We start from the raw sequence: 21,569 nt of genomic DNA on the forward strand, positions 1-21,569 counted from the left end.
AGTTACCCTCCTATTTGAATTTTTGCATTAATTTTCTTAAATCTTTATCTCTATATACCCGGATAAAAATGCCGAGCAGATGAAATACCTGAAAATGACCGTTTACCCGGAAGTTTCCCTGGATATAGAACCTGTCCGAGGTAAAATCCGGAACCACATGGATGCCTTTTTTATAAAAAAGAGGCATAATACTGAGTACTCCGGTCAGCTCTCCGGTTGTTGCAGGATCTCCTGTCGAATAAGAAAGCTGCGCCTTTCCACGCCTTGGTCCGATGTGATGAAGCAGCGTCTTTAACTCTTTAAAAATATGACTTACCGCATTTTTATTAGTTTCATCCGATACTTCCTTTTTTATGTTGGAAAAATTCTCTTTTAATGAAAGAATGAATTTTTTAATCTTTTGAATCCATGTTTTAATCATATGCCATGGACGAAACTTTGGCAAGGACTTTTTCTTTGAAAAATCCGAGTCTGTAAAGTTCTCATCTGCTGTGGTATAGGACTTGTCCGTAGCGGATGAGGATAAAAGTTCTGCTGTCTGGATCGATGCAGAATCGTCATCAACGGTTAACCCGTCATGCTCTTCCACTTCATCTTCAAAACCCGTATTTACGGTATCCTGTTCTTCCGGTGTTGTATGTTTTTGCGTCCGCTTCTTTGATCTGCGTTGTTTTTTAGCTTTGCGCGCTGCTTTTTCTTCTGCCGGATAAAGGACTTTTTTGAATCCTAAAATCGAAAGCCGGACAGATATCTTTTTTCCTTCGGCCAAAAACTTTACCCGGATAAAAAACAGGCACGATAATCGTCCGCTGATCTCATTTTTTTCTTGAAAATCACCCTCTACCCGGTAACAGATCGGAAGAAATACGATCAATAGCACTAATGCAAGCAAGATCGCAAGCAGGATTCCAAGGATGATCCCGATGATCTTCAATATAGATAGGAATATACTCATCGTTCTTTTTGATTCTCCTTACGTTTTTCCTTTAAATATTGCTTTACATTTGTGCTGCCAAGTGAATTCATGGTTTCTACAACAATGGTCGCTGCCATGGTAACAGCTTCTTCATATCCCTTTGCGATGCCTACGATCACAAGATTTTTTTTCGGATAATACCGTTGCATCAGCTCTTTGGTACTGATGATCTCTAACAGACTGTCATTGTTCTGTGGCAGGCTGATCACATACATATGCAGCATTCCGGCATTGTGCGTGATTTTCCACTTGATCTTATCTGCTTTTTTTTCAATGTTTTCCGATAGATATAAATCGTCATACCAAATCATGAATATCCCTCACGGTGCTGTTTCTGTGTGAAAAAAGCAGTTCTTAACAAACTGCTTTTTCTCTTAGTAATATTTGCGATTTCCCCATAAGTTGCTCTTTTTCAAATCCACATACTCATTGTAAGCCCGCTCTAAAATCTGCTTTTCATTGGCAAATTTTAACAGATGGTAGGCCTCATGGAATTTGTAATAGCCGGAATCCACAAAATATTCTTCTCGTTGTGGTTTACTGTAATAACTGTCCGCCATCATCAGATACCAGTGGACACTTTTTTCCACCGTGTTATCCGGTATCGTGAAAGTGTATTGGCTCTTTCCAACGTATTTAATGATGTTTGCCGCTACGCCGGTCTCTTCTAATACTTCTCGTGCTGCAGTATCCTTATACTCTTCTCCGGGTTCTACGGTTCCTTTCGGTAAAACCCATCCTTCGTACTTGTTCTTATAATTCTTATACAAGACCAGTATCTTTCCACGAAATATTACCACACCACCACAACTTGTTGCCTGTATCATTGCAATCCCTCCTGATGTGGTTGTTCACTTATCCTTAGTATAACCTTTTTTTAGTAAAGTTGCAACAAAAGCCGAAGATTTACTGTGCATAATATGCATCAAATACCTGTTTGGCGATCGGAGCCGCAATTTTTCCACCGGTTCCGGCTTCTTCTGCAATGACAGCGATCGCAATATCCGGTTTACCGGAGTCTGCTTTAGTTGCAAATCCCGTAAACCAGGCATGGCTGTCACGCTTGCTGTTAATCTCGGCAGAACCGGTTTTACCATACGCTGTATAGCTCTGTCCCTTCAAAGCGCTTGCGGTTCCGCTCTCTACAACCTCCTGCATATACTCGCGGATGGTCTGTGCCTGTTCCTTGCTCAAAAGTTTTCCATATTCCGCTGCCTCAAACTGTTTGACTAAAGTGCCGTCTTTGTTCTGTGTATGGTCAATGACATAAGGGGTCATCAATACTCCGTCATTTGCGATCGCAGCACTGATCAGCATCATATGATAAGGGGAAACCAGTGTCTTTCCCTGTCCGATGGCTGTCTGCATCGTTTCTCCGGTACCGGAAGAAGCATCTAAGGAAAAACTGCTCTTTTTCGTGTCTAAATCTCCCGGAAGTTTTTGATTAAACAGCATTTTTTTACAGAACTTCCGAAAAGCCGCCTTATCCAAGCTCAGTCCGATATTAGAAAATGAGGTATTACAGGAATTTTTAAAAGAAGCCTTTAAATCCTCACTTCCATGTACTTCCCCGCCAAAGCAGTGAATCTCTGAATTATCCACATTCAGTTTTCCGTTACATTGAAAGGAGTATTCATTATAATTGCTGTTTTCATTCATATATTCTAAAGTAGTTAAAATCTTAAAAGTAGAACCCGGCGGGTATTGTCCCTGTGTCGCACGGTTGACTAAAACAGAGCTTTCGGAATCGCCTGATATTGCTTCCCAGTTTGCCGCTACCTCATTCGGGTCAAAATCCGGCTTAGAAACCATAGCTAAGATCCTTCCGGTCGAAGGCTCCATGACCACCACTGCTCCATCGTGTTCTCCAAGTGCATCATAGGCTGCCTGCTGTAAGCTGACATTTAATGTGGTTACCACATCGTCTCCCTTATTCTTTTCCCCACGGATCTCATTGACAATACGTTCTAAGAAAAAGCTGTTTGAGCGTAAAAGGTTGAAGTTTGCAGCAGATTCCACACCTAATTTGCCGTGGGTGGAATAGCCGACCACATGGGCAAACAGGTTCCGGTACGGATAGGTTCTGGTCTCTTTTCCCTCGGCATCCACGTTACTCTCTGCAAGTATCTCACCGCCGGAACCCATAATTTTTCCACGGACAGTACTGCTCGAAAACGAATCCTGTCTTGCATTGTAAGGCGAATTGATAAAATCCTCGCTCTTTACCGTTTCAAAATAGGCAAAGTATCCCATTAAGGCGATAAAGATACCTAAAAACGCATAGGTAATGACCACGAACTCCCGGTTTCTAGTCGAGGTCTTCGATGTCCTGGTCGAATCCGGTTTTTTTGCGTCCGTTTCCGGAAGTTGGTCTTGCAGCCGGTTCAGGTTTTCGTTGTGGTTCCCGTTTTGTTCGTTTTTCTTTAACGTTAACTTTCTTTTTCTTCTTTCCTTCATGTTGTTTCATTCCTTCTTCATCCTGTCTTAAAATATAAAGACCCTGGATGATTGCAAAAATAATCGTGGTACTGAGCAGGGAGCTTCCGCCATAGCTGACAAGTGGCAGTGTTACACCGGTAGACGGTATAAATTTTGTCACACCGCCGATGGTTAAGAACACCTGAAATCCGTAGACGGTTCCAAGTCCCAACGCGATCAGCTTATAGAACTGATCTTTGATCTGCATCGCTATATTTAAAAACATCAGGTAACAGCTGACACAGACTAAGAGCAGACAGAGTGCAAAGACACCGCCAAGCTCTTCGGAAATTGCTGCAAAGACAAAATCCTGCTCTACGACCGGGATCTTATCCGGCATTCCCTGATATAGTCCCATTCCAAACCAGCCGCCGGTTCCGATGGCAAATAGTGACTGACAGATCTGATAGCCTTCTTTGTCAATGACACCTAACGGATTCTTCCATGCAACGACACGCACACGGACATGGTTAAATAATTTGTATGCCACTAATGATGCAAGCGCCCCGGTTCCAAGTCCGGCTAAGGCATAGGATGGTTTTCTGGTTGCTACATACAGCATGACTAAATAGACTACAAAAAAGATCAGTGCCGCACCTAAATCTTTGGATAATACTAAGATCACAACATGGAGTGCCGCGACGATCGTGGTTTTTACAACCTGTGCAAATTCTGTAGATTCATAGAACATCGAGGCTACAAAGAATACAAAGAGAATTTTGATAAATTCCGATGGCTGGATACTGATCCCGCCAAAGGAAAAGGATAATTTTGCTCCATAACTCCTTGCACCGAGTACCGCAACTACGCTTAAGAGTGCAAGTCCGACTCCTGCGTAAACCCAGGTCAATTTGTGAAAAAACTTCAATTTGTGGATAATAAACGGTACTAAGAGTGTGATCCCGATGGCTGCAACGGCGATCTCACACTGCTTCATTGCCTTGTCAAAATCCAGTCTGGTCAGAATAATAAAACCGATGGCTAAGAGCATACACATATTATTGACGACCAGTCTGGAGGCTTTTCGATAGAATACTTTATAACAGAGCTGGATGATCACAAGTAAGATCAACTGTACTAAATACAACCCAATGACCTTCAAATCCAAAGTCGATGCATAAATAACTAAAAACGCATCTAAATGAATCAGGTAGATCAAGGATGCCTGACTGTTAAATATTCGGTTTTGCCGTTCCGGTGAACGTCTGCGAAATACCGCAAAACATTGGTAAGTATAGATCGCAAGTAATACGATCATCAGATATTTCGAGACTTCAATAATTAAATGTACCATAACTTTCCCTTACTCTACACCTCGTTTCATATGTCCGTTGGTGTAGTCTTTCCAATCATTTTGTTCCCATTTTCCCTTTTGTATATATATTTTCTCAAAAAAAGATAATATTTTTTCTGTTTCTTTCACAGATTCGGTGGTAAACTGCATCCTTAAGGATTTCGGATGGATACTTTCCACCTCCTGCCGCATGCCAAACAGTGCTAACGGACTGCTGTTATAAAGAATGTTATAACAATCCGTGCAGTAGTTTCTGACCGCAAAATGTTTTCCGTAGCGGTCTTTTAAGTAACAGAGACTTTCTTTTTTCTGACACTTTTTAAGGCTCTTAAAAATACAGCCGGCACTGACCATTAACGGCAGATATCCATAGATTAACAGTTCGCTGTTAGAGCAGTCTCTGTGACGGAGTTCTTTGTAATTTAATTCCAAAGGTACCGTGTTCCTACAGATACCGCTTTGGGCAAATGCCTCCTGGGTGCGGTTTGAATAGGTATACAGATCATGGTCTGCCATGACTGTTCCTGTATAGGCATGTCTTTGTAAAAAGCCGATCTCTTCATAATTTTTCACGATGATTCCATCAAATGGGATGGTAAAGACCGTATCATAAAGTCTTTCATACCGTTGTCTGGTATGTTCCCTAAAGATTACAGGCAGTATGAAACAGGCTTCTTTTCCGACTGCCGTAATACTCTGATATGCTTTTTGTAAATCCGCTGTATCTTCTGTCCGCAAAAAAGTATCCGCATCTAAACAAATGCGTGTGACATAATCTGTCTTACAGACACAGGCAAGCTGTTCTGTGGTCTGCACGGACACCGTTGTAGAAAAATCTGCTGTGTGGATGTCTGCTGTCCTGACATTTCTTGTACCAATGTCTGATTTATGGGATTCCGGTTTTACTGCCATTCCGATCCTTCCGGTATCTGCGAGCAGTTTTTCTTCTAATGCATGAAGTGCATCCCTTCGTAACGCATTGAGCTGCCCGATCGGAACGAAAATATCATCATCCATTTCTATTTCTAAGGATTCAAAAACAAAGGATGTATTTCCGGTCTTTTGCATTTTTTCGGATACGGTATTTTTATCCAGCGGCTTCTTTTGTGCGGCTTCTACCGGTTCACCAAAGATCTGCACTTCTGCTTCTCCGGTGCCTACCGATAGTGTAGCATTTTTTCCGCAAAAGAGCTTTAAGTTTCCCTTAATTTTTCTTTGAAGATCTTTTTGTAAATAGGTTTTCCGTATGGTTTCGTGCAGTTTTTCGTCGGTTTTAGTATGATTTGGCTTTGAAAAGGTAATCATATCCGAACCGTTATGTCTGGTATAGTATCCGGTTGTAAATCCACTGCGGCTGCCAAGGGATTCTAATTTTTTCTCATCGTTTTTATCTACATGAAAGGCTTCGCGTCCATATTGTTCATAGAGGTCGATATATTTACGATAAATGGAGGTCACACCTGCCGCATATTCAGCCTGCTTCATCCTGCCTTCGATTTTAAAAGAGTCAATCCCGCATTCTGCTAACTGTGGGATCATACCGATGGTACAGAGGTCTTTCGGGCTCAAAATGTGGGTCGCCTCTCTAGTCAGACGTTCTCCCGCTGCATTTAAAACTTCATATGGAAGCCGGCAGGGCTGCGCACATCTTCCACGGTTGCCGCTGCGTCCTCCTAGCATACTGCTTAAGAGACATTCGCCGGAATAGCAATAACAGAGCGCTCCATGTACAAAGCTCTCGATTTCGACACCTGTATCTGATTTTATTTTTTGGATCTCTTCAAAGGATAATTCCCTTGCAGTTACAATCCTTGAAGCACCCTGTTTTTGTAAAAATGCTGCTCCGTCAGTTCCGGTTACCGTCATCTGGGTACTTGCATGGATGGAAAGTTGTGGAAATGCTTCACGGATAAACGTCAGTACACCAAAATCCTGTACAATGACAGCGTCTAGTCCCTGTTCGTAGTATGGAAGCAGATAGTCAAAAAGCTGCTCTTCCATTTCACGTTCTTTGAGCAGTGTATTGACCGTCAGATAGACTTTTCTGTTATGAATATGAGCATAGTCAATGGATTCTAACAGTTCCTCTTTAGAAAAATTATCGGCATAAGCTCTTGCACCAAAAGCAGGGCCGCCGACATATACCGCATCTGCGCCTGCCCCGATGACTGCTTTTAAAATTGGATAGGCTCCCGCAGGAGACAATAACTCTATAGCTTTCAAGTGGTTTCCTTTTCTTCTTTTTTATCCGTCTTTGCGGAGGTTACTTTCCCTAGCAGGGAATCTTCTAATGCAGCCTCTAATTTGGTTTTATTTAATAATAATTCCTTGTTTTCGGCTTCTAATTCTTCAATCCTTTGCGTATTTGTTTCCGTCTGCACCTGATTCGAGATCAGATCGTGTTTCAGATTGTAGATCTCACGCTCTTTTGCTTCTAAATCCAGTTCTAATTTTTCGACCTGTGCTTTTGCTTTGAAATAGTCATCCGCAATATTTAATTCTGTCAGGATTGCCCTCATATCCGGTGTCAGATGTTTAAAGGAATCCAATTCCTCCGCTTCGGAAATTTTCGTATTTATATAGGAGGCGATTTTTTGCAGATACTCTTCACTTTCAAATCCGCTTAATGTATATACTTTTCCTCCAATTACAACTTCTGCATTCGTCTTTGCTGACATTGTTCTCTCCCATCGACCATATCTATGTATTTTTCTCACGCATCTACTATATGTAGTACATTATACTTGTTTTCCTATGGTTTCGCAATACCAAAATGATGATAGGCAAAATCCGTTGCCACACGCCCTTTTGGTGTTCGGTTAATAAATCCGTTTTTCACAAGATATGGCTCATAGACATCTTCGATCGTGCCGGAATCTTCGCCGATCGCTGCCGCAAGTGTATCTAAACCGACCGGACCGCCGTTGAATTTTTCTATGATCGTATAGAGGATATTGCGGTCGTTTGTATCCAGTCCGAGTTTGTCTACCTCTAACAGATCCAGTGCAAAGGCTGCAACTTCTTCATTGATCTTTCCATCGTATTTGACTTCCGCAAAATCACGGACTCTTTTCAACAGGCGGTTGGCAAGTCTTGGTGTTCCACGGGAACGTCTGGCTAATTCCAAAGCGCCTTTTTCATCAATTTCAACACCTAAGATAATGGCGGAATGCCGGATGATCACTTTTAATTCTTCCGGCGTATAAAATTCTAAATGATGTACGACACCGAATCGGTCTCTTAACGGTGCGGAAAGCAGTCCTGCCCTTGTGGTCGCACCGACTAAGGTAAATTTCGGAAGGTCAAGACGTATGGAACGTGCCGAGGCGCCTTTTCCCATCATAATGTCAATGGCATAGTCCTCCATTGCCGGATACAGTACTTCTTCCACCTGCCGGTTCAGACGATGGATCTCGTCCACGAACAATAAATCGCCCTCCTGCAGATTGCTTAAGATTGCAGCCATCTCTCCCGGTTTTGCGATTGCCGGACCGGAGGTTACCTTCATATGGACACCCATTTCGTTTGCGATGATCCCTGCTAAGGTGGTCTTTCCAAGTCCCGGAGGTCCATAGAACAACACATGGTCTAAGGATTCCCCGCGGTTTTTAGCCGCCTCAATATAGACCTTCAGATTTTCCTTTGCTTTTTCCTGTCCGATATATTCCGATAAAGTCTGCGGACGCAAGCTCTTTTCAATTTTTAAATCTTCTTCCTGAATCTGGGTGGATATGACCCGTTTTTCCATGAGTAACTCTCCTTTTTATGCGAAGTTTATAAAAATGCCATCTGTTTTAATGCCATTTTTAATACATCCTCTACCTGATCGTCCGGTGAAATTTCAATGCCCTGCAATACTTTTAAGGCTTCACTTTGGGAGTAACCCAAAGAAGTTAATGCAAGAATTGCTTCATTTTTTACACCTACAGCCGGGTTTAACTCTGCTTTTTGTGCCTGATTTGCAAGTTTTTGTTCAAAAGCATCTTCTAAGCTCAATTTATCCTTTAACTCGATGATCACACGCTGGGCGGTCTTTGCACCGACTCCCGGAGCCTTTGCAATGGCTTTTGCATCGTCTCCTAAGATGGCAAAACGCAGATCATCGGTTGATAATACGGAAAGGATAGAAAGTGCTCCCTTGGGTCCGATGCCACTGACTCCGATGAGCATTTTAAAGATCCGCACATCTTCTTTGGTCAGAAATCCGTAGAGTAAAATAGCATCTTCACGCACATAGTGATAGGTGTAGATTTTTACCTCTTCACCGACGGACGGAAGGTAATCAAATACCTGTCCCGGAACGGCTATCTCATAGCCGATGCCCTGATTTTCTACGATGATCGCATCTTCTGTGATTTCTGCAAGGATTCCTTTGATATATGCATACATAATGTATTCCTCTTTCTGTTTAAAAATCAATCCGCTGTTTCAGTCTCAGGATGACTTCCTGTGCCACAATGCCGATCATAATTCCGGTAATGATCCCGGCTATGATAAGTACGGAAGCATAGTAAAGGATGTTATAATTTTCTACTACAAGTGCTGCAACGAACAGTTGTCCGATGTTGTGGCTGATCCCGCCTGCGGCACTGATAGAGATGACGTGCAGTCCGGTATATCTTTTCAGCAGATACATGATAAGAAAGCTCAATATCCCGCCTGCAAGGCTGTAGAGGATGCTGAACATATTGCCGAACATAAATCCCGCTAAAACAATCCGCAGTAAAGAAACCAGCAACGCTTCTTTCGCACCGATACAATAGAGCATCATCACTACCACGATGTTGGTAAGCCCTAACTTTACACCTGGGATTCCGAAATAGAATGGTATCAGACTTTCAATATAGCTGCATATCAATGCCAATGCCAAAAATAACCCTAAATATGCGGTCTTTTTATTCATAGTACTCCTTTACTGCACAACAGCATCGTAATCTTTTTTCGTGTTTCCGGTGACTTCTGCTACTACTTTATTTGGCAGACATACGATGGTCTGATTTTTTTTTGAAATCGCCTGCTGGTGGACACAGAGCTGATCCGGGCAATCGGCGGTAAGCATTTTTGCCTTTCCGTCTGAAATCTTTAAGATATTTGTGGTTTTATCCCCTGCTTTAATATCGATGGTCTGCTCTTTTTCTAAATCATAAGTTCCGTAGACTTTGCCGTCAACCGTCACTGTTACCATAGCACCTGTTTCTTTTTGAAAATAGTTCGTAAAGAAAAAGATGAGAATGGCGATGATCAGAAGCAGTCCGATAAAAACAGCATCCTTTTTTCCAAAACGCTTTTTTGTGTGATCCATGTCCTATCTGCCTTCTGCTAAAGTGCCAAGATAATAAAAACCTTTACATTCATCTAAGGAAACATTTACAATCTTTCCGATCAGATCCGCACCACCCGGTACATGGACAACGGAATTATTGCTCAGTCTTCCGGTAACAAGATGTTCATCCTGTGCGTTGATCTCTTCAATCAGAACTTTTTGTACCGTTCCCTGTAATGCACCGGCTTTTTGACTTCCGATCTCCTGGACGACATGTAGCAACCGGTCAAAACGGTCTTTTACCACCTCTGGCGACACCTGATCTTCTTTTGTCGCCGCCGGAGTTCCGGTACGTTTTGAATAAATAAAGGTAAATGCACTGTCATACTGCACTTCTTTTACAACTTCCATGGTTTCTAGGAAATCTTCCTCTGTCTCACCCGGAAATCCGACAATGATATCTGTCGTAAGTGCAATATCAGGAACTGCCGCACGAATTTTCTTTACCAGTTCTAGATACTGCTCTTTCGTATAATGACGGTTCATCTCTTTTAAGATGCGGCTGCTGCCGGATTGTAACGGAAGATGCAAGTGTTTGCAGATTTTTTTCGATTTTCCTAACACTTCTATCAATTCATCGGATAGATCCTTTGGATGCGAAGTCATAAAACGGATCCGCTCTAAACCGTCGATTTTTTCTACTTCTTCTAACAACTGTGCAAACGTCATCGGATGCTCTAAGTTCTTGCCATAGGAATTGACATTCTGCCCTAAGAGCATGACTTCTACGACACCGTCTGCTACAAGCCGTTCGATCTCACGGATAATGTCTTTTGGATCGCGGCTGCGCTCTCTTCCACGCACATATGGAACAATACAATAGCTGCAGAAATTGTTGCATCCGAACATGATATTGACACCGGATTTGAATGTATATTTACGTTCTACCGGTAAATCCTCTACGATTTTGTCGGTGTCTTTCCAGATGTCAACGATCATTCCTTTGGATTCAAATGCAGCTACGATCAATTCTGCAAATTTATAGATGTTATGCGTTCCAAATACCAGATCCACAAAACGATAGCTTGTCCGTATCTTTTCTACAACTTCCGGCTCCTGCATCATGCATCCACAAAGCCCGATCATCATATCCGGATTCTTTTTTTTCTGGCTGTGCAGGTATCCTAAGCGGCCATAGACTTTGTTATTGGCATTTTCACGAACGGTACAGGTATTATAGATCACAAAATCCGCATCTTCAGTCTCTTTTTTTACATATCCGATCTGTTCTAATATCCCGATTAATTTTTCGGAATCCCTCGCATTCATCTGACATCCAAAGGTATTGACGCAAAATGTAAGAGGCCGTCCCTTTTTCCGGCTTTTTTCCTGCACATACTGTCTTGCCTTTGCTATATAGTAATACTGCCGGTCCGGTTCTTCCTGTGGTGGATTCTGTGTTAAATCAATGTTATCAAAATCTATATTTTCGTACATGTGTTACAGTTTTACCTTTCTGATTTCTAATCGTTTGCGATTTTCTGATTTCCTGTGTTCTTTAGAGGTTCTCTATGGACGGATCTGTCCGTTACCATAGATGATGTATTTGGTGCTGGTCAGTGCTTCTAATCCCATCGGACCTCTGGCATGAAGTTTCTGGGTGCTGATTCCGATCTCGGCACCAAACCCAAACTCAAATCCATCTGTAAAACGGGTGGATGCATTGACGTAAACTGCCGCGGCATCGACTTCGTCTAGGAATTTTTCTGCATTTGTGTAGTTCTCGGTAATGATAGCTTCGGAGTGTCCTGTGTTGTAACGTTTGATATGAGTAATCGCCTCAGCCGTTGATTTTACAGTCTTTATGGATAAAATATAATCCAGATATTCTTTTCCCCAGTCTTCGTCTGATGCCGGGATGATGTCACTGCATGCTTCCTGACTTGCCTTATCGCCACGCATCTCAACATTTTTCTCCTTCAGACGCTCTGCTAATTTCGGAAGCAGTGCATCCTTGATATTTTCATGGACAACTAAGGACTCACAGGCATTGCAGACTCCGATCCGCTGTGTCTTTGCGTTGAAGATGATGTTGACCGCCATGTCTAAATCTGCACTCTCATCTACATAGATATGGCAGTTGCCGGTTCCTGTCTCGATTACCGGTACGGTTGCATTTTCTACAACGGCACGGATCAGTCCGGCTCCACCGCGTGGGATCAAAACATCTACATATCCGTTCATTTTCATAAATTCTGTCGTGGTCTCTCTGGAGGTATCTTCGATCAATGCGATGGCATTCTCATCTACACCACACTCCGCTAACGTACGTCGGATACTGGCAACGATTGCGATATTTGAGTGGAGCGCATCACTTCCTCCTTTTAAGATCACTGCATTTCCGGTTTTAAAACAGAGTCCGAAGGCATCTGCCGTTACATTTGGACGTGCTTCATAGATAATGCCGACAACGCCAAGTGGTACACGTTTTTGACCGATCCTAAGACCATTTGGACGTTTTTTCATGGAAAGGACTTCACCGATTGGGTCATCTAAAGCGGCTACCTGTTCTAATCCTTCTGCCATCTGCTCAATACGTTTTTCAGTTAATAAGAGACGGTCTAAGAGTCCTTCCGGCATTCCGTTCGCTTTTCCTGCCTCCATGTCCTTTGCATTTTCGGCGATCAGTGTCTTTGCATCTTTGATCAGATTCTTTGCAACACAATTTAATACTTCATTTTTCTTATTGGTTTCAAGAAGTGCCATTTTTCCGGCAGCTTCTTTTGCCTTTATGCCAATTTCCATTAATTCTGCTTTCATAGTGTTTCTCCTCTCTTCATGATTTTGTGGTTTTTATCGTTCTATCCGGTGTTACGATCCATTGCAGGGGAATATCAGTAACTTCTGTTGGAATATGATCTACAATCTGAAATTCATATGCAATTCCAACTTTTAGTAATCTGGGATGTCTTTCAAAATATCGGTCATAATATCCTGCTCCATGTCCGATGCGCCCGCCATCTATAGAAAAACCGACTCCGGGGGTCAGGCAAATAGCATCTTCCCAACAGACTTTTTGTTCACCGATAGGTTCCATGACTCCAAATTGTCCTTTTCGCACCTCATTTAAATCCTGTATTTCATAAAAATCCATGTTGTCACCGTCTGTTTTAGGTAGTGCGACACGTCTGCCGGTATCTAACAGCCATTGTATCAGAGGAAGCAGAGACAATTCTGTTCCCAACGGATAATACGCGTAAAAATATCCCCTGTTTTGCAGTTCTTCCCAGGTTGTCAACTGTCCCTTTGTATTGGTTGACAATTCCTTGCACAGGTTTTCGGGAAGTTCTTCCCGTTTTTGTAACAGTTCTTTTCTAATTTGCGCCTTTGTTACCATATTTTTTACCAAGGTTTACAATACTTCCATCTGCTTCTTTGACATCGATATTATTTAACTGTGCCCTCAAATTGCTTCTGACCGATGCGATATACTCTTTTCGAAGGAGTGCCTGCTCCTTTTTCTCTGCTTCAGTCAATCCTTCTGCCTTGGATTTGTGATAGAGTGCATTGATCCTGTCTATTTTTTTCTGATCCATAAATCCTCCTAATTAACCCATATTTTCTTCTATAAAATCAGGTATGTAAAAATCTTCATCTTTGTTGGATAAAAAGACGGTTCCTATAAAGTCGTCTTCAAATATTTTATGCAGGACACCGACATCTTTCGCATTGGCAATGATCATATCCGCACCGGAATAGGATGCAATTCTTGCTGCATTCAGCTTTGTTGCCATTCCTCCGGTACCGACATCGCTTCCGGTGGTATCTTTTGCCATATTCAGGTATTTTTCATCCAGTTTTTCCACCGTCTCGATCAGTTCCGCATTCGGGTTTGTATGCGGGTCATCGGTAAACAGTCCGTCGATGTCTGACAAAAGAACTAACAGATCGGCACCGATCAGGGATGCAACAATGGCAGATAAGGTGTCATTGTCACCGAATTGGATCTCATAGGTGCTGACGGTATCATTTTCATTGACGATCGGGATGACACCGAGACGGAACAGCTCTTCAAAGGTGTTTTCCGCATTTTTTCTGGATACATTATCTATCATGGTCTTTTTGGTCATTAATACCTGACCACAGGTCTGGTGATACTCACTGAATAATTTCTGATATGTCATCATCAGACTTGCCTGTCCGACTGCCGCGCATGCCTGCTTAACGGCGATTCTTTTGGGACGTTTTTTGATCCCCATCATTTTTCTTCCTACGGAAATAGCACCGGAACTTACCAGGCACACATCAATATCCTGATTTCTCAGATCACATAATTCCCGCACCAGACGCTCTAATTTGATAAAATCCAGATTTCCTGTCTTTGGATGCGTCAGTGAGGATGATCCGATCTTTACAACAACTCTTTTTTTATTTTTGAAACGGTTCTTTTTCATTTTTTATTCTTAACTCCTCTTATGTGATACACAATTATATATTTTATCATAGTTTGTGAAAAAAAACTATACTTGTTGTAGGGGAGTTTTGTGGTGTAATGCATTTTTTATGTGATCGTGCTGTCCTCGGCTATCCCCGCAGACATGCTGCGTTTCCTGTTCGCCGCACACGCCTTTTCGCCCATGCTTTGTGTAACTCGCCCTATGGGCTCAAACAGACACAAAACATGAGCGGCAGTGTGCTCCTCACGACGGAAGCCTCGAGACTGTCTGTGAGAATAGCCGAGGACAGCGATACAGCATAGAAAATCTTGAAATAATGTAATGAAAAAAATGACATTTTGGTAGATCATCTAGTGACTTCAAATAACATTCACCTAATAAAATGCTGAGTTATTTGGGGTACGGATCTGTTGTCGTGTTTTGGTTACTATAAAATAAGGTTCTAAAACAAAAGATGCTGCTCATTTGAGCAACACCTTTTGCTTATATCCTCGTTATACACTCACTTTCCTTGTGAATTTTTTTTAAGAACCTGAATTTTCTTCATTCCTTTCGAAAGTATATACCCCAGTGAGATTTCACCAATGATGGAGTGTTTCTTTTATGCTATGGAGATGAAACTCGGAAGCATTGGTGAAATCTTACTGTGCAATACAAAAATCTTTATATAAATAGTATGAGTAATATGATTCATTTACTTACATTTTCGATATAAACTCATCTATAGATTCTGCCTTTGCTGCCTGTTTTAACCAACCGTTCAGGATTTTAATATCTTTTTCATTACAGACTTTTTTGCGGATTTCTTCCGGTATCGTGCCGATATCTTTTAATAATTCTAAGATAGCATCTGCTTTTCCGGCTGAAAAACCCTCCTCTCTTCCCTCTTCTATGCCTTTTTCAATCCCTTGCTCAATCCCCTTTTCCAGACCTTCCTGAAGTCCTTTCTCATATTCATCTTTCCGGACAATCTCAAAGACTGCTTCCTCATCATATTCAAAAATACTCATTTCCACCGCCTCTTTCCTGTTTCGAAGCAGAAACTCCCGCAGGATTCCTTCGTGGATACACTCTGTCACCGCTTTGTCCACTGCCTCTTCTACATTCTTCATATTCTTTGCATAAGTTCGTACTTTCTTCACATAAATCGCATACTCCTTTAAGGTCTGGCATTGTTCTAATAACTTTTTATTCTTTCCGAGGTTGATATTTAGCATGGTTACCACTAATTCTAAATCCGGATCGTCCATCGATTTTTGAAACGCATCTGACAACCTTAAATATTTCTTTTCTGCCTGTTCCTCCGAACCATTGTAGAATACTAGAAATCTCGGTGTCGGGATTTTGATGAGTGTGTTGCGATACAGATCCCTGTGATCAACCTGTCCCTGCAGTTCCTTTGCGATATAAAACAAATCCCGTAATGGCATATTTGGAGAATAAGTGGACTGATGCTCATAAAGGTTCAAATAGGAATCCATAATAAATGCCAGATCATTTTTCATGTTCATGTAGATGGCATTTTCTAAGGTTACAATCTCTAGTTCTTCTGCGTTTGTGTAAGATGTTCCGTTGACTGCATTATAAAGACTTAACAGCTCTTTCTTTTCACGGAATATCATGCGGAACAGTCTGTCCTTGTGGTTTCTTGCAACATGGATTTCATTTGGGGTTTCTGTCATAGTATTACCTCCTGTGTGAAATTGTCTTGCAGGAGTTCTTATCCTTATTTTCTCGAAAACTCCTGCTGTTCATAATGTTGGAAAAGCATGAATTTTCTGATCTGAATAAGATTTGTAATAGACTACGGCAGAATTGCCGCCTTATATAAGAAAATATGCTTTGAGAGTATTATAGCATGGTGGGAAAAGTGTTACAACCGAGTTTGAATGCAATTGTGAGTATTTTTTCTTTATACGCTGGTGTTATCCTCGGCTATCCCCGCAGACATGCTGCGTTTCCTGTTCGCCGCCATGCCTTTTTGCTCATGTTTTGTGTAACTCGCCCTACGGACTTAGACAGACACAAAACATGAGCGGCAGTGTGCTCCTCGCGACGGAAGCCTCGCAACTGTTTGTGGGAATAGCCGAGGACAGCGGTACGGCATAGAAAATCCTAAAATAACTTATAAAAAGAATTGTATTTGTGAAATTATTCAATATTTTAAAAATATTAAACAAATTGACAATACTATGTAAATAACATCCAATACCACATCTAATCTGCATCACTCTACTTGTAATATCCGCCCAAAAATCTCAACGTAGAACAACTTCCTTCCCGAACCGCATTAGACAACGTGTATCCCAGCGAGCACCCGACGATTATGAAAAGTTTCTTTTTGTGCTATGGAGATGAAACTCCCGGAAGCGTAGAGCCCTCTGGCGAACACGCTTCCTGTTTTGAAGGAGGTTCAGCGGAATGTTTAACACAAGGAAACTTGCAATAATCGTCGGAAGCTCGCTGAACACAGACTTTTTCATGCACATATGTTATAATACGAAGTAAATATCGAAAACAGATTTTAGATTAAGGAGACTTCTGATGAAAAAATATCTGACTATTTTTGTATGCTTACTGAGTGCACTCTTTTTTGCTGCCTGCCAAAAACAGGATACCTCTGTGTCTAAAACGGGTTTCTATTTTGATACTGTCATAAAAGTCACTCTTTACGACGCGGATGCCGAACCAGAATTAGAGTCCTGTTTTGCTCTTGCAGACAAGTATGAAAAACTTTTAAGTGCCACGAAAAAAGGCAGTGATATCTGGAATATCAACCATGCAAAAGGAAAACCGGTAGTAGTCTCAAAAGAAACTATTTCCATGCTTCAAAAAGCCATTGATTACAGCGAGCTTTCCGATGGTGCCTTTGATATCACGATCGGCGAACTCTCTTCTCTTTGGGATTTTGGTGAAAATAAGGATACTGTTCCGTCTCAAAAAGACATTAATGCCGCACTTCCTACCGTGGACTATCATAATATTGAGATATCAGACAATACCGTAACCTTAAAAAATCCGAAAACACAGATCGACCTTGGTGGGATTGCAAAAGGCTACATTGCAGATCAGATGAAGGCACAACTTCGTTCAGATGGCATTACCGAGGGGATCATTAATCTTGGCGGCAATGTGTTAACCGTTGGTCCGAAAAAATCCGGCGATACTTATAAGATCGGCATACAAAAACCATTCGATGATTCTGGTTCTCCGATCGCATCTGTTGATATTACTGATGCTTCTCTTGTATCTTCCGGGGTCTATGAACGGTATTTTGAAAAAGACGGTAAACGCTACCATCATATTTTAAACCCAAAAACCGGGTATCCTTATGAGAATGGCCTACTTGGTGTTACCATTATTACGGATTCGTCTGTTGATGCCGATGCACTCAGTACCACCTGTTTTGCACTCGGCTTAGAAGATGGGATGAAACTGATTGAAAATACAAAAGGAGCCGAAGCCGTATTCATTACTGAAGATTTTACACTTCATAAGTCCTCCGGCATCGGCTCTGAGATTCCATTCCATGAAAATTAACTGTTTGCTGCTTTGATGGTCATATTGTTCAGCCATACGCCTTTTTTTACCAGCACATAGCCGATGATACATTTTACAATTTCCATCATCTGCACTAAGAAATATACAAGGATCACATTCCAGTCTGTATAATTGATGAGCAAAATAGCTGCCGGAATGTCTACAACCCAGATATAGAAGCTGTCGAATAAAAAGGTAACGATCGTCTTTCCGCCGGAACGCAGAGTAAAATAGGTTGAATTCATAAATGCGTTCAATGGCATACAGACTGCCAGCACCCGGATGATCCATGCCGCAATATATTTGACATCATCACTGGTATTATAGATCTGCGGAAAGAATGGAGATACAATGATCATTAAAATGGCAACACCCAAACAGCTTGCCACAGAAAAGAAGATCAGTTTTCTATCGGTATCCACTGCTTCTTCCATCTTTCCTGCTCCTAAAAGCTGTCCTAGAATGATTCCGATCGCACTTCCCATTGCGATATAGACAATACTGAACATATTGGATAATGTCGTTGCGATATTAATCCCTGCAACCACCACCAGTCCCCTCGAGGAATAACAGCGTACCAGCATTGCCATTCCGCCTGCCCATAACGTCTCGTTTAACAGCAGCGGGGTTCCTTTTTTGATAACTTCCTTTACTAAATCCATCGGCACATGGAAAGAACGGTACACACCGCGTATAAACGGTTTTTCTGCCGTATGACTGTGCGCCCACGCCATGACAACCGCCACTTCTGCGATTCGTGCGATCACGGTTGCTATCGCTGCTCCGCGTACCCCAAGTTCCGGAAATCCGAATTTTCCAAAGATCAGACTGTAATCTAACAGCAGATTTGCAAAAAAAGCAACGATTCCTGCTTTCATCGGGACAATCGTTTCTCCGGTCTCACGCAGGGTCCCACTGTATGTTTGCGTCAGTGCAAACGGGATCAGACATCCCATCATAATATGCAAATATTCCCTTGCATATTCAAATGTCAATGCCGCATCATTCCCCTGTGCATCTCCTTTTAAAAACATCCGGATCAGATCATCTCCGAAGATTCCAAATACCAGAAACCAGATACCAACTAAGACAGCAACCACCATTAATTTCAGACGAAGCGTGTGACGTACCCCTTCTTCATCTCCGCTGCCATAGTATTGTGCCGTAAAAATTCCAACGCCGGACACTCCACCAAAGATACAGAGATTGAATACCGTTATGAGCTGATTGACAATAGCAACTCCGGACATCTGGTTTGTTCCAACCTGTCCGACCATGATGTTGTCTAACAGATTGACAAAGTTCGTAATCCCATTCTGTACCATGATCGGTACTGCAACAAGCAGCACCATCTTATAAAATGCTTTATCTCCTATAAATTTTTTCATTTCTGTTCCTTTCTTATGTGTATATACAAAAACACTGCAGTGAAGCTGTTTACAATGTAAAGAATCACACTACAGTGTCATTTATAAGAGATTTTGTTTTTCTTAAAGAATTACATGTTTCGGACACTTTGTAGCACATGCACCACACTCTACACAGAGATCTTTGTTGATATGTGCAACGTTATCTTCTACATGGATCGCATCGTGTTCACAGGTCTTCTCACACAGGCGGCAGGCAATACAGCCTTCTGCACATGCGTCCATAACCTTCTTTCCTTTATCGTGAGAACTACACTGAACAAAGTGTTTGCCCTCATAAGGAACGAATTCGATCAATTCTTTCGGACAGGCAGCGATACATTTACCACATGCTTTACATAATTCTTTATCGACAACGGCAATTCCGTCAATGATCTGAATTGCACCAAACGGACATGCTTTTACACAACTTCCAAATCCCAGACAGCCATAATTACATGACTTAGGACCGCCATTTGGAACATATGCCATTGCCGCACAATCCTCTACTCCTGTATATACATAATCTTTCCTTGCTTTTTCACAGTTGCCTGCACATTTGACAAAGGCAACCTGACGGGCGCTTTCAGATGCTTCTACGCCCATGATCTTTCCGATCTTTTCTGCGACAGGGCTGCCTCCGACCGGACACTGTCCAACAGGGGCTTCTCCCTTTACGATCGCGGCTGCAAGACCGGAACATCCTGCATAACCACATCCACCGCAGTTATTTCCCGGAAGAACCTCTAAAATAGCTTCTTCACGTTCATCTACTTCTACTTTAAATTTTTCTCCGAAGATTCCAAGAATAAAACCGATCAGGATACCGGTTCCACCTACAGCAAGACCGGAGATAATAATTGCACTTACACTCATATCCATTCCCTCCTAAATCATGCCTGAGAAGCCCATAAAGGCGATAGACATCAATGCTGCTGTGATCAGGACGATCGCAGTTCCCTGAAAACGTTTCGGAATATCGTTATATTCAATTTTCTCACGGATTCCGGCCATAATAACGATCGCGATAAAGAATCCGACGGATGTTGCCAGTCCATTTACCACACCCTGTAAGATTGTATAGGATTTTGTAACGTTATTTAATGCTACACCTAATACGGCACAGTTGGTTGTGATCAGAGGCAGGTAGACACCGAGCGCCTGATATAACGATGGAATGGATTTTTTCAAGAACATCTCTACTAACTGCACTAACGCTGCAATGACTAAAATAAATACGATTGTCTGCAAATACTGGACATTGAGCGGTGTCAGGATATATTTGTAAATAAGACCCGTAACAAAAGAGGACAGGGTAATAACAAAGATTACCGCTCCGCCCATTCCGGCAGCTGTCTCTGTTTTTTTAGATACTCCAAGGAATGCACAGATTCCTAAGAACTGGCTGAGTACGACATTGTTGACAATGGCAGCACCCACTGCAATAATTAATAATTCTTTCATTTATCTGCCCTCCTCTTTTCCGGTATCCGCTGTCTCTTCCGGTAATTTTCCGGTACACATAGACAGATGGTCACAACCTTTACAGTCTCCGGTAAGACAACCGCTTGGAGCAGCTAAAGGTTTTCCCTTTTTCTCCATTGCTTCACGAACACAGTTCATACCGGCAACTAAAAATGCCAGAACTAAGAATGCTCCCGGAGCCATGATGAAAATTGTGATTCCAAGTGTTGCACCTAAAATCTGACGGATAAAACCGATACATACCAGACCGATCGTAAAACCAAGACCCATTCCAAGTCCGTCAAATGCAGATGGAATGACCGGATTTTTGGATGCATAGCTCTCTGCTCTTCCAAGGATGATACAGTTTACAACGATCAGCGGGATATACACACCTAAGGATTCCGATAAGGAAGGTGTATACGCCTGCATGATAAACTGCACGACAGTAACAAGGGATGCTACAATTACAATGTAAGCCGGCATACGAACGCCATTTGGAATGACCTTACGAAATGCGGAGATCAACAGGTTTGACATTACTAAAACCACAGTTGTTGAAAGTCCCATTCCAAGTCCGTTGATCGCAGAAGATGTAACTGCCAATGTCGGACACATACCTAACATCAGTACGAAGGTCGGATTTTCTTTGATAATACCATTGTATAATCTTTCAACATTTCTGTTCATG

Annotated in this window: 22 protein-coding genes; 1 reads left to right on the forward strand and 21 read right to left on the reverse strand. The window is 42.0% G+C overall.

What is annotated here, in order from left to right; genetic code table 11:
- Window positions 1–10 precede the first annotated feature (10 nt).
- The 17 genes from WMO43_RS07470 to WMO43_RS07550 form a co-directional block, all read right to left on the reverse strand.
- Window positions 11–955, reverse strand: a complete 945-nt coding sequence (locus WMO43_RS07470) for a DUF2953 domain-containing protein (protein ID WP_353530760.1) — start codon at window positions 953–955, stop codon at window positions 11–13.
- On the reverse strand, window positions 952–1,287 hold the full coding sequence (locus tag WMO43_RS07475) for a hypothetical protein (protein ID WP_177962401.1): 336 nt from the start codon (window positions 1,285–1,287) through the stop codon (window positions 952–954). The genes WMO43_RS07470 and WMO43_RS07475 overlap by 4 nt, the downstream gene beginning before the upstream one ends.
- 63 nt (window positions 1,288–1,350) lie before the next feature.
- Window positions 1,351–1,803 carry an NUDIX hydrolase gene (locus WMO43_RS07480; RefSeq protein WP_353530761.1) on the reverse strand — a complete coding sequence of 151 codons (453 nt, stop codon included), beginning with the start codon at window positions 1,801–1,803 and terminating at the stop codon, window positions 1,351–1,353.
- A 79-nt stretch (window positions 1,804–1,882) separates the two neighbouring features.
- Entirely contained in the window at window positions 1,883–3,364 is a 1,482-nt protein-coding gene (locus tag WMO43_RS07485; RefSeq protein WP_496113291.1) for a peptidoglycan D,D-transpeptidase FtsI family protein, read from the reverse strand.
- Window positions 3,285–4,748, reverse strand: a complete 1,464-nt coding sequence (locus tag WMO43_RS07490) for an FtsW/RodA/SpoVE family cell cycle protein (RefSeq protein WP_177962403.1) — start codon at window positions 4,746–4,748, stop codon at window positions 3,285–3,287. The genes WMO43_RS07485 and WMO43_RS07490 overlap by 80 nt, the downstream gene beginning before the upstream one ends.
- A gap of 9 nt (window positions 4,749–4,757) precedes the next feature.
- The gene (locus tag WMO43_RS07495; RefSeq protein WP_353530762.1) at window positions 4,758–6,971 is read right to left on the reverse strand and encodes a peptidase U32 family protein; all 2,214 of its coding nucleotides are present in this window, start codon (window positions 6,969–6,971) and stop codon (window positions 4,758–4,760) included.
- Complete coding sequence (locus WMO43_RS07500) at window positions 6,968–7,426, reverse strand: cell division protein ZapA (RefSeq protein WP_177962405.1); 459 nt, start codon at window positions 7,424–7,426, stop codon at window positions 6,968–6,970. Before WMO43_RS07500 ends, WMO43_RS07495 begins: the two co-directional genes overlap by 4 nt.
- A 74-nt stretch (window positions 7,427–7,500) precedes the next feature.
- Window positions 7,501–8,496 (reverse strand): Holliday junction branch migration DNA helicase RuvB, encoded by a 996-nt coding sequence (ruvB, locus tag WMO43_RS07505; RefSeq protein ID WP_177962406.1) that lies wholly within the window; start codon window positions 8,494–8,496, stop codon window positions 7,501–7,503.
- A gap of 26 nt (window positions 8,497–8,522) precedes the next feature.
- Complete coding sequence (gene ruvA, locus WMO43_RS07510) at window positions 8,523–9,137, reverse strand: Holliday junction branch migration protein RuvA (protein WP_353530763.1); 615 nt, start codon at window positions 9,135–9,137, stop codon at window positions 8,523–8,525.
- A gap of 19 nt (window positions 9,138–9,156) precedes the next feature.
- Window positions 9,157–9,651 (reverse strand): Gx transporter family protein, encoded by a 495-nt coding sequence (locus WMO43_RS07515; protein ID WP_353530764.1) that lies wholly within the window; start codon window positions 9,649–9,651, stop codon window positions 9,157–9,159.
- Window positions 9,652–9,660: 9 nt separating this feature from the next.
- The gene (locus tag WMO43_RS07520; protein ID WP_353530765.1) at window positions 9,661–10,050 is read right to left on the reverse strand and encodes a NusG domain II-containing protein; all 390 of its coding nucleotides are present in this window, start codon (window positions 10,048–10,050) and stop codon (window positions 9,661–9,663) included.
- A gap of 3 nt (window positions 10,051–10,053) precedes the next feature.
- On the reverse strand, window positions 10,054–11,508 hold the full coding sequence (gene miaB / locus WMO43_RS07525; protein WP_177962410.1) for a tRNA (N6-isopentenyl adenosine(37)-C2)-methylthiotransferase MiaB: 1,455 nt from the start codon (window positions 11,506–11,508) through the stop codon (window positions 10,054–10,056).
- A 72-nt stretch (window positions 11,509–11,580) separates the two neighbouring features.
- Window positions 11,581–12,831, reverse strand: coding sequence for a glutamate-5-semialdehyde dehydrogenase (locus tag WMO43_RS07530; RefSeq protein ID WP_353530766.1), 1,251 nt, complete (start codon window positions 12,829–12,831; stop codon window positions 11,581–11,583).
- Window positions 12,832–12,847: 16 nt separating this feature from the next.
- Window positions 12,848–13,420, reverse strand: a complete 573-nt coding sequence (locus WMO43_RS07535; RefSeq protein WP_353530767.1) for a 5-formyltetrahydrofolate cyclo-ligase — start codon at window positions 13,418–13,420, stop codon at window positions 12,848–12,850.
- Window positions 13,386–13,607: a DUF896 domain-containing protein gene (locus WMO43_RS07540; protein ID WP_353530768.1), complete on the reverse strand. Its 222-nt coding sequence runs from the start codon at window positions 13,605–13,607 to the stop codon at window positions 13,386–13,388. Before WMO43_RS07540 ends, WMO43_RS07535 begins: the two co-directional genes overlap by 35 nt.
- 12 nt (window positions 13,608–13,619) lie before the next feature.
- Window positions 13,620–14,465, reverse strand: a complete 846-nt coding sequence (gene proB / locus WMO43_RS07545) for a glutamate 5-kinase (protein ID WP_353530769.1) — start codon at window positions 14,463–14,465, stop codon at window positions 13,620–13,622.
- 701 nt (window positions 14,466–15,166) lie between these two features.
- Window positions 15,167–16,150 (reverse strand): RpnC/YadD family protein, encoded by a 984-nt coding sequence (locus WMO43_RS07550; protein WP_353530770.1) that lies wholly within the window; start codon window positions 16,148–16,150, stop codon window positions 15,167–15,169.
- A gap of 862 nt (window positions 16,151–17,012) precedes the next feature.
- On the opposite strand from WMO43_RS07550, the gene WMO43_RS07555 reads away from it, so the two are divergent.
- Window positions 17,013–18,008 (forward strand): FAD:protein FMN transferase, encoded by a 996-nt coding sequence (locus tag WMO43_RS07555; RefSeq protein WP_353530771.1) that lies wholly within the window; start codon window positions 17,013–17,015, stop codon window positions 18,006–18,008.
- Here the strand turns inward: WMO43_RS07555 and WMO43_RS07560 are convergent.
- The 4 genes from WMO43_RS07560 to rsxE all read right to left on the reverse strand — a co-directional run bounded on the left by WMO43_RS07560 (window position 18,005) and on the right by rsxE (window position 21,568).
- Window positions 18,005–19,396, reverse strand: coding sequence for an MATE family efflux transporter (locus WMO43_RS07560; protein ID WP_177963351.1), 1,392 nt, complete (start codon window positions 19,394–19,396; stop codon window positions 18,005–18,007). The genes WMO43_RS07555 and WMO43_RS07560 overlap by 4 nt on opposite strands.
- 102 nt (window positions 19,397–19,498) lie before the next feature.
- Window positions 19,499–20,290, reverse strand: coding sequence for an RnfABCDGE type electron transport complex subunit B (locus WMO43_RS07565; RefSeq protein WP_353530772.1), 792 nt, complete (start codon window positions 20,288–20,290; stop codon window positions 19,499–19,501).
- Window positions 20,291–20,302: 12 nt separating this feature from the next.
- The gene (gene rsxA / locus WMO43_RS07570; protein ID WP_353530773.1) at window positions 20,303–20,878 is read right to left on the reverse strand and encodes an electron transport complex subunit RsxA; all 576 of its coding nucleotides are present in this window, start codon (window positions 20,876–20,878) and stop codon (window positions 20,303–20,305) included.
- Window positions 20,879–21,568 (reverse strand): electron transport complex subunit RsxE, encoded by a 690-nt coding sequence (gene rsxE / locus WMO43_RS07575; protein WP_177963354.1) that lies wholly within the window; start codon window positions 21,566–21,568, stop codon window positions 20,879–20,881.
- Window position 21,569 lies beyond the last annotated feature (1 nt).

Source organism: Maccoyibacter intestinihominis (assembly GCF_040096355.1).
GTDB classification, from domain to species: Bacteria; Bacillota; Clostridia; order Lachnospirales; family Lachnospiraceae; genus Maccoyibacter; species Maccoyibacter intestinihominis.

Bases quoted from the DNA above. Each gene is read 5' to 3' on its own strand.
- rsxE (WP_177963354.1), bottom strand. From the start codon at position 21,568: ATGAACAGAAATGTTGAAAGATTATACAATGGTATTATCAAAGAAAAT.
- proB (WP_353530769.1), bottom strand. From the start codon at position 14,465: ATGAAAAAGAACCGTTTCAAAAATAAAAAAAGAGTTGTTGTAAAGATC.
- WMO43_RS07540 (WP_353530768.1), bottom strand. From the start codon at position 13,607: ATGGATCAGAAAAAAATAGACAGGATCAATGCACTCTATCACAAATCC.
- WMO43_RS07565 (WP_353530772.1), bottom strand. From the start codon at position 20,290: ATGAGTGTAAGTGCAATTATTATCTCCGGTCTTGCTGTAGGTGGAACC.
- ruvA (WP_353530763.1), bottom strand. From the start codon at position 9,137: ATGTATGCATATATCAAAGGAATCCTTGCAGAAATCACAGAAGATGCG.
- WMO43_RS07475 (WP_177962401.1), bottom strand. From the start codon at position 1,287: ATGATTTGGTATGACGATTTATATCTATCGGAAAACATTGAAAAAAAA.
- WMO43_RS07470 (WP_353530760.1), bottom strand. From the start codon at position 955: ATGAGTATATTCCTATCTATATTGAAGATCATCGGGATCATCCTTGGA.
- ruvB (WP_177962406.1), bottom strand. From the start codon at position 8,496: ATGGAAAAACGGGTCATATCCACCCAGATTCAGGAAGAAGATTTAAAA.
- WMO43_RS07490 (WP_177962403.1), bottom strand. From the start codon at position 4,748: ATGGTACATTTAATTATTGAAGTCTCGAAATATCTGATGATCGTATTA.
- WMO43_RS07530 (WP_353530766.1), bottom strand. From the start codon at position 12,831: ATGAAAGCAGAATTAATGGAAATTGGCATAAAGGCAAAAGAAGCTGCC.
- WMO43_RS07555 (WP_353530771.1), top strand. From the start codon at position 17,013: ATGAAAAAATATCTGACTATTTTTGTATGCTTACTGAGTGCACTCTTT.
- WMO43_RS07520 (WP_353530765.1), bottom strand. From the start codon at position 10,050: ATGGATCACACAAAAAAGCGTTTTGGAAAAAAGGATGCTGTTTTTATC.
- miaB (WP_177962410.1), bottom strand. From the start codon at position 11,508: ATGTACGAAAATATAGATTTTGATAACATTGATTTAACACAGAATCCA.
- rsxA (WP_353530773.1), bottom strand. From the start codon at position 20,878: ATGAAAGAATTATTAATTATTGCAGTGGGTGCTGCCATTGTCAACAAT.
- WMO43_RS07480 (WP_353530761.1), bottom strand. From the start codon at position 1,803: ATGATACAGGCAACAAGTTGTGGTGGTGTGGTAATATTTCGTGGAAAG.
- WMO43_RS07500 (WP_177962405.1), bottom strand. From the start codon at position 7,426: ATGTCAGCAAAGACGAATGCAGAAGTTGTAATTGGAGGAAAAGTATAT.
- WMO43_RS07560 (WP_177963351.1), bottom strand. From the start codon at position 19,396: ATGAAAAAATTTATAGGAGATAAAGCATTTTATAAGATGGTGCTGCTT.
- WMO43_RS07515 (WP_353530764.1), bottom strand. From the start codon at position 9,651: ATGAATAAAAAGACCGCATATTTAGGGTTATTTTTGGCATTGGCATTG.
- WMO43_RS07550 (WP_353530770.1), bottom strand. From the start codon at position 16,150: ATGACAGAAACCCCAAATGAAATCCATGTTGCAAGAAACCACAAGGAC.